This is a genomic window from Bradyrhizobium sp. SZCCHNR1015 (genome assembly GCF_032489875.1).
Classification (GTDB): Bacteria; Pseudomonadota; Alphaproteobacteria; order Rhizobiales; family Xanthobacteraceae; genus Bradyrhizobium.
This window is the reverse complement of sequence record NZ_JAUEYW010000005.1, coordinates 113677-126935: the sequence shown is the minus strand read 5'-3', so window position 1 is coordinate 126935 and position 13259 is coordinate 113677. Positions and strand designations below refer to the sequence as shown.

Genomic DNA, 13259 nt, shown 5'->3' with positions numbered 1-13259 from the left:
GTCCGCGCAAGCTTGAAGCCCGCGCACGGCCCGCCACGTCCACCGCATTCCCAATCCCACGCAACTGGACGATCCGGAAGCGCCCCTCGGCTGGACAGGAACAAACGCAGAATATGCTGATTTGCCGAAAGATGCAAGGGCGCTGTCGCGCCGCTTTGGTGAAGCGCCGCGTGCCCAGACTTGTCAGGGGATGATCGTACCGAATCCGTTTCACGCCCCGCTGAATTTGCTATGCCGGTTCAGCAAGATGTGCGGAATGGGGTGAACATGCTGACGGGCGAACTTCGGTCCAAGATCGACAATGTCTGGAATGCGTTCTGGTCAGGCGGCATCGCCAATCCGATCGAGGTGATCGAACAGATCACCTATCTGCTGTTCATCCGCGGGCTGGACGAGGCGCATACGCGCGAGGAGAACCGCGCGACCCGGCTGGGCAAGCCGATGGAGCGGCGCATCTTCCCTGAAGGCAAGGACGGCATCGGCAAGGGCGGCGGCGTTGCTTACGAGGAGATGCGCTGGTCGCGGCTGAAGAACAAGGATCCGGCGACGATGTTCGACATCGTCTCGGAGCACGTCTTCCCGTTCCTGCGCAAGATGGCCGACGCGGACACCGCGCACGCCACCCACATGAAGGGCGCGCGCTTCACGATTCCGACGCCCGCGCTGCTGGCCAAGGTGGTCGACCTGCTGGCCGACATCCCGATGGAGGACCGCGACACCAAGGGCGACCTCTATGAATACATGCTGGGCAAGATCGCCAGCGCCGGCCAGAACGGCCAGTTCCGCACCCCGCGCCACATCATCGCGCTGATGGTCGAGATGACGGCGCCGACGCGCAAGGACGTGATCTGCGATCCCGCCTGCGGCACCTGCGGCTTCCTGGTCCAGGCCGGCGAGTATCTGCGCGAGAACGACCCGAAGCTGTTCCACGACAAGGAGAGCCGCGACCATTTCAACGAGGAGATGTTCCACGGCTTCGATTTCGACGGCACGATGCTGCGCATCGGCTCGATGAACATGACCCTGCATGGCGTCGACGACCCCGACATCCGTTACAAGGACTCGCTATCGCAGGACCATGCCGCCGATTCCGACCGCTACAGCCTCGTGCTCGCCAATCCGCCGTTCGCCGGCTCGCTCGACTACGAGACCACGGCCAAGGATCTGCTCGCGATCGTCAAGACCAAGAAGACAGAGCTGTTGTTCCTGGCGCTGTTCCTGCGGCTGCTCAAGCCCGGCGGCCGCGCCGCCGTGATCGTGCCGGACGGCGTGCTTTTCGGCTCCTCGACCGCGCACAAGGCGATCCGCAAGATGCTGATCGAGGATCACAGGCTCGACGGCATCGTCAAGCTGCCGTCGGGCGTCTTCAGGCCCTACGCCGGTGTCTCCACCGCGATCCTGCTATTCACTAAGACCAATTCCGGCGGCACCGATCACGTCTGGTTCTACGACTGCCAGGCCGACGGCATCTCGCTGGACGACAAGCGCACGCCGCTGCTGCCGGCGGAAAAGCTTGGACCGCGGGCCAAGCTCGATGCAAGCGAGCACGACAAGAACAACCTTCCGGACATTGCCGCACGCTGGAAGGAGCGTAATGGCAGTGAACGCGATCGCCCGCGCACTGCGCAGAGTTTTTGCGTACCGAAGTCTGAGATCGTGGCCGCTGGCTACGACCTCTCGATTAATCGCTACAAGGAGGTGGTGCACGTGGCCGCCGAGCACCGGTCGCCGAAGGAGATTATTGCGGAGTTAAAGGCGCTGGAGCAGGAGATTACGGACGGATTGGCCGAGCTGGAGGCCATGCTGTGAGTGTGCGCGTCGCTCGACTGGGAGATGTGTGCGAGATGAATCCGCGCGCTCCCAAAGTGTTGGCGGATGACGAGCTCGTATCTTTTCTGCCAATGGCTGGTGTTTCTGAGAACGGGTGCATCAACTTTGAGGAGGAGAGGGCGGCCGGAGAAGTCAAAAAAGGATATACCTACTTTGAGCGAGGTGACGTTCTCGTTGCAAAGATCACCCCTTGTTTCGAGAACGGAAAAGCTGCTCGGACAACTTATTTGAGCAATCCGATTGGATTTGGCTCAACGGAATTTCATGTGCTTCGGGCGGGACGAGAGATCGACTCTTCTTACCTGTTTCACTTGATCTGGAACTCGAAACTGAGGGAGCTTGGGACAAAAAACATGACCGGCAGCGCCGGTCAGAAACGTGTTCCAGCAGACTTCCTAAAGCGCCTGGAAGTCCCTCTTCCTCCGCTTGACGAGCAGCGGCGGATCGCGGCGATCCTGGACAAGGCCGACGCACTGCGGCGGCAGCGGAGACGGGCGATCGAAATTGGCGAGTGTCTCTCTAGCTCCGCGTTTCGAGAGATGTTCGGACGATCGCTTGGCCTGCCAGAAGTGTCGCTTGCAGAATTGATAGACCCTGATGATAAAATTAACTACGGCGTCGTTCAGCCGGGAGATAATGATCCAGATGGCGTTTTCTTGGTTCGTGTCTCAGACCTGCAGAATGGAAAGGTGAGCCATGCGCAGTTGCGGAAGGTGGCTTGCGAGGTTAGTAACAAACACCGTCGGTCGTTGCTTCTAGGGTACGAGATTCTCATAAGTTGTGTGGGATCGACAGGTGGGATTGCGGTTGCAACTGAAGCCGAAAAGGGCTTCAACGTTGCACGAGCTGTAGCCCGGGTCCCTATTAAGGATCGCGTCTTGCGGGACTATGTCGCAGAGTATCTACGATCATCGTCGGTTCAGGAGTATTTCAGGAAGGAACTGCGTACCGTCAGCCAGCCAACTCTGAATATCAAACAGATTTCAGAAACTAGAATTCCGCTTGCTCCGATAGCACGAATGCAAGCCTTTGTGCAGCAGGCCGAAACCATACGAGGGCTCCAAGAAGACGCTGCCGCAGCCGCCACGAGGCAGGATGCACTTTTCAAGTCTCTACAGCAACGCGCCTTTTCGGGAAGGTTTTGATGGCCGACATTCCGTTGAGGCGACGCTTCAAAAATAGGTATACTGGCCCAAGTGCAGTATGCCCCCGGGCAAGACTCTTACGCGTGGACCTTGGGCGCCTTACGCTTTACCTACTACGTGGTAGTCACTCGCAATGACTCACGCCGCCGAATTCAGCGGCTTCGCGCGCTCGATCCGCTTGCGCTCGCGCGGGGAATGCAGGGCCTCCCACAGGTCACTGCGCCGCTGCACGTTGAGCCAGAACTCCGGGCTGTTGCCGAAGACGCGGGCGAGGATGAGGGCCGTGGAGGCGGTGACATTGCGCTTGCCGTTGCAGAGCTCGTTGACGTGCTTGCGCTGCACGCCCATGGCGGTGGCCAGCGCGGTCTGCGTCAGCCCGAGCGGCTGCATGAACTCCTCGACCAGGATTTCGGCCACCGTTGCCGGCTTGCGTTTGGTCATCAGCATGGACGTGCCTCACTCGTAGCTGTGGTCGTCGAGATAGAGATCGGTCGCCTCACCGCGGCCGCCGTGCCAGCGGAAGACCAATCGCCAGCGCTTGTTGACGCGGATGCAATGGAAGCCGTCCAGATGGCCGCGCAGCTTCTCGAAATGGTTGCTGGGCGGTGACCGCAAATCCGCGTCCGTGGTGGCGTCGTCGATCAGCTGCAGCTTGCGGAACAGCCGGTCCTCCAGGTCCGCCGGGATCTTCTTCGATCTGATGTCGTCGACGAAGAACCGGTGCAGCCAATCGTCTCGGAAGCTCACGATCATGGGCGGCCCCGTTTGAGGCAGTGTACCACCCTATGACACAGCCGGCAATCTGCGTGGGTTTCCCGTGTGACGCCGCGGAGCGGCTTGACGGACCGGGGCAATGCATCCGATGGTTGAAGGTGATCCGGTATGGCCGGATCGGTCTGGGCAGACGCGGATGATCCGGCAGGATGGCGGTCACGCGAGGGGAACGCCAGAGGAGCTGAATGTCCAACTTCGCCTTTCTCGCCGCTGAATTTCCGGCCGTGCACGAGGCGGCGGTCGAGGCCGAGCGCCAGGCGGCGGTGTCGCCGACCGCGGCCGCGTTCTTTGCCGGCAAGACCGTCGAGGTCGCGGTGAAATGGGCGTTCAAGTCCGATCCCGCGCTTAAGCTGCCCTATCAGGACAACATCGCGGCGCTGCTGCACGAGCCGAGCTTCCGCCGTGCCGCGGGCGAGGCGGTGTTTGCCAAGGCGAAATACATCAACACGCTGCGCAACCGGGCCGTTCATGAGGCGCGCCGGATCAGCGCCGGCGATGCCACCGGCGCGGTCAAGGAATTGTTCCACGTCTGCTTCTGGTTCGCCCGGACCTATGCCAAGGCCAAGCCGGCCGACGGGCTGAGCTTCGACCCGGCCGTGCTGTCGCGCCGCGACGAGGTGTTGAAGAAGGCGTTCGTCCAGCTCAAGACCCAGCAGGCCGAGCTCGACGCCAAGGACGGCGAGCTGACGAAACTGTTGCTCGACAAGGACAACCTCGATGCGGAGCTGAAGAAGCTGCGCGCCGAGGTCGCCGCCGCGCGCAAGGCAGCCGAGGCGACGCCGGACCGGCACAATTACGACGAGGCCGAGACCCGCGACCGTTTCATCGATCTTCTGCTGCGCGAGGCCGGCTGGGCGCTGGACAAATCTGATGATCGCGAGTTTCGCGTCGAGGGCATGCCGAACAATGAGGGCGTGGGCTTTGTCGACTACGTGCTTTGGGGCGCGGACGGCAAGCCGCTCGGCCTGGTCGAGGCCAAGCGCACGCGCAAGGATGCGCGATCCGGCCAGCAGCAGGCCAAGCTCTATGCCGACCGTCTGGAGGCGCGCTACGGCCAGCGGCCGGTGATCTTCTATTCCAACGGCTACGAGCACTGGATCTGGGACGATACGCGCTATCCGCCGCGGCAGATCGGCGGCTTCTACAAGCGCGACGAGCTGGAGCTCTTGATTCAGCGCCGCACCGGCCGCAAGTCGCTGGCCGCGGAGGCGATCAGCCGCAAGATCGTGGAGCGGCCCTATCAGCACCGGGCGATCCGCTCGATCGCCAAGCATTTCGAGGACGACCGCGAGCGCAAGGCGCTGCTGGTGATGGCGACCGGCTCCGGCAAGACCCGCACCGTGATCGCGCTGGTTGACCTCCTGATGCGCGCCGGCTGGGTCAAACGGGTGCTGTTCCTGGCCGACCGCGTCGCGCTGGTGAACCAGGCGGCCGGCGCGTTCAAGACGCATCTGCCGGACGCCGCACCGGTCAATCTGGTGACCGAGCGCACCGCCGATGGGCGCGTGTTCATCTGCACCTATCCGACCATGATGGGGCTGATCGACGGACGCCAGGAGGGCAAGCTCAGATTTGGCCCCGGCCATTTCGACCTGATCGTGATCGATGAGGCGCACCGCTCGGTCTACCAGCGCTATCGCGCCATCTTCGAGTATTTCGATTCCTTCCTGGTCGGGCTGACGGCGACGCCGAAGGACGAGATCGACCGCAACACCTATTCGCTGTTCGATCTCGAAGACGGCGTGCCGACCGATGCCTATTCGCTGGAGGAGGCGGTGGCCGAGGGGCACCTCGTGCCGCCGAAGACGATCTCCGTGCCGCTGAAAATCGTCCGCTCCGGCCTGCGCTATGACGACCTCTCGGCGGAGGAAAAAGACCAGTGGGACATGCTGGAATGGGGCGAGGACGACGTCCCCGATACGGTCGAAGCGGCGGAGGTCAACAAGCGGCTGTTCAATGAGGAGACGGTCGATCTCGTCATCGCGCATCTGATGCAGAACGGCATCAAGGTCGAAGGCGGCGACCGGCTCGGCAAGACCATCATCTTCGCCAAGAACGAGGACCACGCCAAATATATCGAGACCCGCTTCAACGTGGCCTATCCGGCGCTGGCCGGGCATTTCGCCCGCGTCATCACCCATAAGACCGGCGCCTATGCGCAGACCTTGATCGACGACTTCTCGATCAAGACCAAGGTGCCGCATATCGCGATTTCGGTCGATATGCTCGACACCGGCATCGACGTGCCCGAGGTGGTCAATCTCGTGTTCTTCAAGCCGGTGCGCTCGAAGACCAAGTTCTGGCAGATGATCGGGCGCGGTACGCGGCTGTGTCCGGACCTGTTCGGTCCGGGGCAGGACAAGGAGGAGTTTTGCGTCTTCGACTACTGCCAGAACATCGAGTTCTTCGGTGCCAACCCGGAGCTGAAGGAAGCTTCTGCAGCGAAGTCGCTTTCGGAGCGGCTGTTCGCCGGCCGGCTCGACCTGGTGCGGGCGCTGGATGAGAAGCTGTCGAAGGCGGCTGGCGGCGGTTTTTCGGCCGGCGAGCAAGCGCCTTATGAGGGTGACCAAGACGAACCGCCGAGCGAGCCGGAGATTCGGGCGTCCGCTGCCGCGACCCTGCAGGCGATCGTCGGCGGCCTCAACACCGACAATTTCATCGTCCGGAAGCATCGCCGCGCGGTCGAGAAGTATCGCGAGCCCAAGGAGTGGGACGCGATCGACGAGCACAAGCGCGAGGAGTTGGTCGAGGAGATCGCGCCGCTGCCGTCGAGCCACATGCTCGGCACCGAGGACGCCAAGCGCTTCGACCTCTTGATGTTCCAGCTCGAGCTGGCGCTGCTCAAGGGCTCCAAGCGCTTCGACAATCTCCGCAAGCAGCTCCTGGAGATCGCGTCAGCCCTTGAGGACCAGACCGGCATTCCGGCCATTGCCAGGCATGCCGAGCTGATCGAGGAGATCCAGACAGAGCAATGGTGGGAGGGCGTCACCGTGCCGCTCTTGGAGCTGGTGCGCCTGCGACTGCGCGACCTGATCCAGCACATCGAGAAGGGACGCAAGACCGTCGTCTATTCGAACTTCGCCGACGAGATCGGCGAGGGGGTCGAGCTGCAATTGCCGCAGGTGGGCGAGGCTGACTTCGCCCGCTTCAAAGCCAAGGCGCGACACTTCCTGCGCGCGCATCAGGACAATCTGGCGCTTGCCAAGCTGCGCCAGGGCAAGCCGTTGACGGCCTACGACCTCACCGAGCTGGAGCGGATGCTGCTCGAGGCCGGCATCGGCGAAGCCGGCGACATCGCCCGGGCGAGAGAGGTCAGCCACGGCTTCGGCCGCTTCGTGCGCTCGCTGGTCGGGCTCGACCGCGCCGCGGTCAGCGCGGCCTTCGGCGAGTTCATCGCCGGCGGCACGGCGTCAGCGGCCCAGATCGAGTTCATCGACATGGTGATCGAGCACCTGACCGATCAGGGCGTGATGGACCCGGCGCTGCTCTACGAGCCGCCGTTCACCGGCATCGCGCCGACAGGGCCGGAGCACCTGTTCGACGAGAACAGGGTGGTCAAGCTGTTCGAGACCATCAAGGCGATCAACGAGAGTGCGGTGGCGTAGTGCTCCCTCAACAATACCCGTACACGCCGCAGGCATAAGGCAGGCGGAACATGTAGTTGGTGTAGCCTTCGCCGCCGTAATACGCGCCCTGGTAGTCGTAGGAAAAGGCGCGGCCGTAGTAGCCGGGGAGTTCCTGGCGGCCGAGCAGGAGCGGGGTCGAGGGCCACATCGGGGAGATCAGCGAGTCCTGGTCCTTGACGACGACGATTGTGGGCGGCGCCTTGACGGCGCGGCGGGCCTTGTAGTGGACGAGCTTGTCGTGGACGGCCGGCAGGTCGGCTGCGAGCACGACGCCATTCGCCGCGATGGCCGCCAGCAGCATCATGATCACCAACGTTCGCATTCTGCTCTCCTTGCCTCTCCGGGACGGCCGGCGTGATGCCATGCGGCATCGGCGCTGATGGCTGCACCGGAGCGATTCCATGGCCGGCAGGATGGGCCCTGTATGGTTAACGAAAACCTTCCAGCGCGCGGAGCGGGGCTGCAATCACCCGTAGAAGGACGGGTTTTTTCAGCTTTCGTTAAGTTCTGCGGGTGCAAGGTTACGGGTGCCGGCGATTTTGAAGGCCGGCTGGACGCAAACCAGCACTGTCTGCGTCCGGGATGAAAATCTCTGCTGCATTTCCATCAGAGTGTCAGACCAGAAGGGTTCGCGCATGTCGGTCATCGTGATGTCGGCGTCCGCACGTCTCAGGCTGCTGTCCAGGACTGAAGCGTCGCAACCGCATCTTGCCATCGCCGACGAGGTCGCCGCCTGTCGCGAGGCGCTGACGGTGCGCCGGTCGATCGCGACCGCCGCGCTTCCGCTGACGAGCTCCGCGCAGGCGAGCCTTCTGGTGCTGCTGAGTTAGATCCGGAGTTAACGAGGGCGCGGTCCGAGAAGCCGGCAACGGCATGACCGTGGGACGAAAGAGAGCGCGCAAGGCCAGGGGAGGCCTGTCGCGCTCTCTTTGTCTTCGAGGCCGGATCGCCATCTCGGTCTCAGCCGTTCGTCATGCCCGGGCATGACGTCGATGGCGATGTGCGTGCGCAACTCGCGTCTGAGATCGTCGCACGTTCAGCGCAGCCGCCGACCCGCCTACGCGCTCAGCGCCTGCTCGAGGTCGGCGATCAGGTCTTCCTTGTCCTCGATGCCGACGGAGATGCGGACGATGTCGGGGCCGGCGCCGGCCTTGATCTTGGCGGCATCGTCGAGCTGGCTGTGGGTGGTCGAGGCCGGGTGGATCACCAGCGAGCGGGTGTCGCCGACATTGGCGAGATGCGAGAACAGCTTCAGGTTCGACACCAGCTTGACCCCGGCATCGTAGCCACCCTTGAGCGAGAAGGTGAACACGGCGCCGGCGCCTTTCGGGCAGTATTTGCGGGCGAGCGTGTGATACTTGTCCTCGGGCAGGCCGGCGTAACTCACCGATGCCACGGCGGGATGCCTGCTGAGATATTCGGCGACCGCCTTGGCGTTGTCGCAGTGCTTCTGCATGCGCAGCGGCAGCGTCTCGATGCCCGTCAGGATCATGAAGGCGTTGAACGGCGACAGCGCCGGGCCGAGGTCGCGCAGGCCCAGCACGCGGCAGGCGATCGCGAAGGCGAAATTGCCGAACGTCTCGTGCAGGCGGATGCCGTGATATTCGGGACGCGGCTGCGTCAGCATCGGATATTTGTCGCCGCTGCCGGCCCAGTCGAAGGTGCCGGCATCGACGATGACGCCGCCGATCGAGTTGCCGTGGCCGCCGAGGAACTTGGTCAGCGAGTGCAGCACGATGTCGGCGCCGTGATCGATCGGGCGGATCAGGTAGGGCGAGGCCAAGGTGTTGTCGACGATCAGCGGCACGCCGGCCTTGCGCGCGACCTGCGCGACCGCCTCGATGTCGGTGATGGTGCCGCCGGGATTGGCGAGCGACTCGATGAATACAGCCTTGGTGCGCGGGCTCACCGCGGCCTCGAAGCTCGCGACGTCATCGGTGTCGGCCCACACCACGTTCCAGCCGAAACTCTTGAACGCGTGCGTGAACTGGTTGATCGAGCCGCCATAGAGTTTTCGCGCGGCAATGAATTCGTCGCCGGGGGACAGCAACTGCTGCAGCGCCACGACCTGCGCGGCATGGCCCGAGGCAACGGCAAGCGCGGCGGTACCGCCCTCGAGCGCGGCGACGCGCTCCTCCAGCACCGCATTGGTCGGGTTGCCGATGCGGGTGTAGATGTTGCCGAACGCCTGCAGCCCGAACAGCGAGGCGGCATGGTCGGCGTCGTTGAACACGAAGGACGTGGTCTGGTAGATCGGCGTCGCTCGCGCGCCCGTGGTCGGGTCGGGCTGGGCGCCGGCGTGAATGGCGAGGGTGGCAAATCCCGGGGGACGTTCGGTCATGGTGTTTCCTCTTGGCTTGATCCGTTGCGCGCCGGCGCCGGCTGGCGCAGGGATCGATGATGGGAGACGGTGTCGATAGCGCGCATCGTGCGCCTCCGCGTCATCCCGGCGGAGGACATTTGCCAGCGGCCAGGATGGCGTCAAGGCTGCCGGCGCCGATCGCTCCGATTTGAAATGCGCTGCTGTGTCGCGCCGTCGTCGCGATACGTTCCTTTCGCAGATGCGTCAGGTCGGATCGCTTCTGTCCTTCGCGGCGCGGTCGGCCGCGGCCGTCGCGCCGCCGCCGACGCTGGTGCGGTTCAGCGACAGGCGCATGCCCTGGGTCGGGATTGGCGCGCGCTTTGCGCTGATGGTGCGCGAGTTGACGCCCATCCAGGAGATCTCCGACGACAGCCGGCCATATTCGATCTTGGGGCAGCGGTTCATCACGACCTTCAGCCCGGCAGCCTCGGCCTTTCCGGCCGCCGCATCGTCACGCGCGCCGAGCTGCATCCAGATCACCTTCGGCAAAGGTGAGAGCTTCAGCGCCTCGTCGACGACGGGCATGATGTGCTGCGAGCTCCGGAAGATGTCGACCATGTCGATCGGGCGGCCGATGTCGGCGAGCGAGGCGACGAAGGGGCGGCCCATCAGGCTCTTGCCGACATGGCCGGGATTCACCGGGATCATGTCGTAGCCGCGCTGCACCAGATATTTGAAGGCGAAGAAGCTCGGCCGGATCTCGGACGGCGAGGCGCCGACCATCGCGATCACCTTCACGCCGTTGAGAATGCCGCGGATATAGTCGTCGGGATAGGTATCGTGATTCATGATCGGTGCAATCTGTTAGTTGCCGTCATTCCGGGCCGCCCGTAAGGGCGAGCCCGGAATCCATAACCACGATCGGGAGTATGGATTCCGGGCTCGCGCTCCGCGCGCCCCGGAATGACAAGGTTACTGTGACGCGTCATTGCGAGGAGCACTTGCGACGAAGCAATCCAGGGGCTCGGGTGGGACCCTGGATTGCTTCGCTTCGCTTGCAATGGCGCAGGAAAGAGCAGGGTCAACTACTCATCCCGCCACGTCGGCGTCCGCTTTTCGATGAAGGCGCCGATGCCTTCCTCCGCGTCGCGGGCGAGCATGTTCTGCGTCATCACCTCTGCCGCATAGCGATAGGCGTCGGCAAGGCTCATCTCGGCCTGGCGGTAGAATGCCTCCTTGCCGAGCTTGATCGTATAGGCCGATTTGCGCGCCACTTGTTGTGCCAGCGCAACCGCGGTGTCGCGCTCCGTGCCGGCCGTGACCACGCGGTTGACGAGGCCCAATTCGCGGGCGCGCGGGGCGGGAACCGGCTCGCCGGTCAGCAGCATCTCCATCGCCTGCTTGCGGGGCACGTTGCGCGACAGCGCCACCATCGGCGTCGAGCAGAACAGGCCGATGTCGACGCCGGGCGTGGCGAACGAGGCGCGCTCGGAGGCGACGGCGAGATCGCAGCTCGCGACCAGTTGGCAGCCGGCGGCGGTGGCGATGCCCTGCACGGACGCGACAACGGGCTTCGGCAGATGCACGATCGCCTGCATCATCGCACTGCAGGCATTCATCAGTTTGGCGAAGAAGGCGCGGCCGCGGTCGGCGTCGCCGCGATGCGCGGTGAGTTCCTTGAGGTCATGGCCGGCGCAGAACGCCGGGCCATTTGCTGCGATCACCACGGCGCGCACGGCCTTGTCGGCGCCGATCTCGGCCAGGGCCTGATGCAGCTCTGCGATCAGCGGCTCCGACAGGCTGTTGCGCTGTGCCGGGCGGTTGAGCGTGAGCACGGCGACGGCGCCCGCCATCTCGCGCAACAAAATCGGCGTATCGGCGGCGTCGGCGAGGGCAGGGGCGGACATTGCGATTTCCATATGGGCGCGTCGATGCAGCTAATGTAACAGATGAGCGACGACGAGAGCAGGGGGAGACATGACGGCGAAGATGACCATCGCGGAGCTGGAAGCGTTCCTGCACGCGGAATTTCCCCAGGCGTTCCGCACCGGCGGCGACATTTCGATCGAGAGCGCCGATGGCAAGAGCTGCCGGATGCGCCAGCGCTTCAACGAGCGCATGTTGCGCCCAGGCGGCACCGTCTCCGGGCCGACACTGATGGCGCTGGCCGATTTCGCGATGTACGTGGTGCTCTTGTCGGCGATCGGCCCGGTCGGGCTCGCCGTGACCACGAATCTCAACATCAACTTCCTGCGCAAGGGCGCGGCCGGCGCCGACGTGCTGGCGGAGGCGCGGCTGCTCAAGCTCGGCAAGCGGCTTGCGGTCGGCGAAGTCACGCTGTTGTCAGGGGAATCGCCTGATCCGATCGCCCATGTCACGGCGACCTATTCCATTCCGAATGCGTAGGGTTTTTGATGGTATTATTGCACCATATTTGTAAGTAGCTGTTTTTATTGTATTAATTTCGCGTGGATGGCGTTGACGAATGCAGGCCGCTTCTCTAGAAGCTGCGACCAGTTCGGCGCGTCACCCGCGCCGCATTCTCCCTGTCACGGATATCTCTCATGAAAACCTTTTCGGCAAAGCCGGCCGAGGTCCAGAAGAAGTGGGTCGTCATCGACGCCAAGGGTCTGGTCGTCGGTCGTCTCGCCACGCTGGTCGCGATGCGGCTGCGCGGCAAGCACCTCCCGATCTATACCCCGCACGTCGATTGCGGCGACAACGTCATCATCGTCAATGCCGCGCATGCCGTGCTGACCGGCCGCAAGCGCGAGCAGAAGACGTACTACAAGCACACCGGCTATGTCGGCCACGTCAAGGAGCGCACCGCGCGCCAGATCCTCGAGGGCCGCTTCCCCGAGCGCGTGATCGAGAAGGCCATCGAGCGCATGATCCCGCGCGGCCCGCTCGGCCGCGTGCAGATGGGCAATCTGCGTGTCTATGGCGGACCTGATCATCCGCACGAGGCGCAGAACCCCGAGAAGATCGACATCGCCAAGTTGAACCGCAAGAACACGAGGGCCGCATAAGATGGCCGAAAGCATCCAGTCTCTCGATCAGCTGTCGCAGCTCAAGGGCGCCGTCACGGCCCCGGACGCTCCGAAGTATGAGAAGAAGGTCGACAAGTTCGGCCGCGCCTATGCCACCGGCAAGCGCAAGGACGCGGTCGCCCGCGTCTGGATCAAGCCGGGCTCCGGCAAGGTCACCGTCAACACCCGCGACATCGAGGTCTACTTCGCCCGTCCGGTGCTGCGCATGATGATCGAGCAGCCGATGGTCGTCGCCGCCCGCAAGGGCCAGTACGACGTGATCTGCACGGTCGCCGGCGGCGGTCTGTCCGGCCAGGCCGGCGCGGTGCGTCACGGCCTGTCCAAGGCTCTGACCAATTTCGAGCCGGAGCTGCGCAGCGTCCTCAAGAAGGGCGGCTTCCTGACCCGCGACTCGCGCGTCGTCGAGCGTAAGAAGTACGGCAAGGCCAAGGCCCGCCGCTCCTTCCAGTTCTCGAAGCGCTGATCTCCTGGGTCCGGCTGCGGCCGGATCCGTCAGCTACCAATACGAACGGGCGCCCTCGCGGGCGCCCGT

The 13259-nt window shown here is 63.8% G+C and carries 13 protein-coding genes; 7 read left to right on the top strand and 6 right to left on the bottom strand.

Annotation, left to right across the window (positions count from 1 at the left end; genetic code table 11):
* The first annotated feature begins 267 nt into the window (after positions 1–267).
* Entirely contained in the window at positions 268–1809 is a 1542-nt protein-coding gene (locus tag QX128_RS10635) for a class I SAM-dependent DNA methyltransferase (RefSeq protein ID WP_316237420.1), read from the top strand.
* Positions 1806–2975 (top strand): restriction endonuclease subunit S, encoded by a 1170-nt coding sequence (locus QX128_RS10630; protein ID WP_316237419.1) that lies wholly within the window; start codon positions 1806–1808, stop codon positions 2973–2975. The genes QX128_RS10635 and QX128_RS10630 overlap by 4 nt, the downstream gene beginning before the upstream one ends.
* A 138-nt stretch (positions 2976–3113) precedes the next feature.
* Here QX128_RS10630 and QX128_RS10625 read toward each other — a convergent pair whose 3' ends face one another.
* Together QX128_RS10625 and QX128_RS10620 are read right to left on the bottom strand one after the other, a co-directional pair.
* A complete protein-coding gene (locus QX128_RS10625; protein ID WP_316237418.1) occupies positions 3114–3422 on the bottom strand; it encodes a HigA family addiction module antitoxin in 309 nt (102 codons plus the stop codon).
* Positions 3423–3431: 9 nt separating this feature from the next.
* On the bottom strand, positions 3432–3728 hold the full coding sequence (locus QX128_RS10620) for a type II toxin-antitoxin system RelE/ParE family toxin (protein WP_316237417.1): 297 nt from the start codon (positions 3726–3728) through the stop codon (positions 3432–3434).
* Between the two features lie 206 nt (positions 3729–3934).
* Here QX128_RS10620 and QX128_RS10615 point away from each other — a divergent pair, with 206 nt between their 5' ends.
* Positions 3935–7354 carry a DEAD/DEAH box helicase family protein gene (locus QX128_RS10615; protein ID WP_316237416.1) on the top strand — a complete coding sequence of 1140 codons (3420 nt, stop codon included), beginning with the start codon at positions 3935–3937 and terminating at the stop codon, positions 7352–7354.
* Positions 7355–7361: 7 nt separating this feature from the next.
* On the opposite strand, the gene QX128_RS10610 is transcribed toward QX128_RS10615, so the two are convergent.
* Entirely contained in the window at positions 7362–7697 is a 336-nt protein-coding gene (locus tag QX128_RS10610) for a hypothetical protein (protein WP_316237415.1), read from the bottom strand.
* A gap of 313 nt (positions 7698–8010) precedes the next feature.
* On the opposite strand from QX128_RS10610, the gene QX128_RS10605 reads away from it, so the two are divergent.
* The gene (locus QX128_RS10605) at positions 8011–8205 is read left to right on the top strand and encodes a hypothetical protein (protein WP_316237414.1); all 195 of its coding nucleotides are present in this window, start codon (positions 8011–8013) and stop codon (positions 8203–8205) included.
* A gap of 227 nt (positions 8206–8432) precedes the next feature.
* On the opposite strand, the gene QX128_RS10600 is transcribed toward QX128_RS10605, so the two are convergent.
* The 3 genes from QX128_RS10600 to QX128_RS10590 all read right to left on the bottom strand — a co-directional run bounded on the left by QX128_RS10600 (position 8433) and on the right by QX128_RS10590 (position 11584).
* Entirely contained in the window at positions 8433–9716 is a 1284-nt protein-coding gene (locus tag QX128_RS10600; protein WP_316237413.1) for an O-acetylhomoserine aminocarboxypropyltransferase, read from the bottom strand.
* A 225-nt stretch (positions 9717–9941) separates the two neighbouring features.
* Positions 9942–10526, bottom strand: coding sequence for a CoA-binding protein (locus tag QX128_RS10595; RefSeq protein WP_316237412.1), 585 nt, complete (start codon positions 10524–10526; stop codon positions 9942–9944).
* Positions 10527–10762: 236 nt separating this feature from the next.
* Positions 10763–11584: an enoyl-CoA hydratase gene (locus QX128_RS10590; RefSeq protein WP_316237411.1), complete on the bottom strand. Its 822-nt coding sequence runs from the start codon at positions 11582–11584 to the stop codon at positions 10763–10765.
* A 70-nt stretch (positions 11585–11654) separates the two neighbouring features.
* On the opposite strand from QX128_RS10590, the gene QX128_RS10585 reads away from it, so the two are divergent.
* The 3 genes from QX128_RS10585 to rpsI all read left to right on the top strand — a co-directional run bounded on the left by QX128_RS10585 (position 11655) and on the right by rpsI (position 13190).
* Positions 11655–12083, top strand: a complete 429-nt coding sequence (locus QX128_RS10585; protein ID WP_315799672.1) for a PaaI family thioesterase — start codon at positions 11655–11657, stop codon at positions 12081–12083.
* A gap of 158 nt (positions 12084–12241) precedes the next feature.
* Positions 12242–12706 carry a 50S ribosomal protein L13 gene (gene rplM, locus QX128_RS10580; RefSeq protein ID WP_315799673.1) on the top strand — a complete coding sequence of 155 codons (465 nt, stop codon included), beginning with the start codon at positions 12242–12244 and terminating at the stop codon, positions 12704–12706.
* A gap of 1 nt (position 12707) precedes the next feature.
* Entirely contained in the window at positions 12708–13190 is a 483-nt protein-coding gene (gene rpsI, locus QX128_RS10575; RefSeq protein ID WP_006611043.1) for a 30S ribosomal protein S9, read from the top strand.
* The last annotated feature ends 69 nt before the right edge of the window (positions 13191–13259 follow it).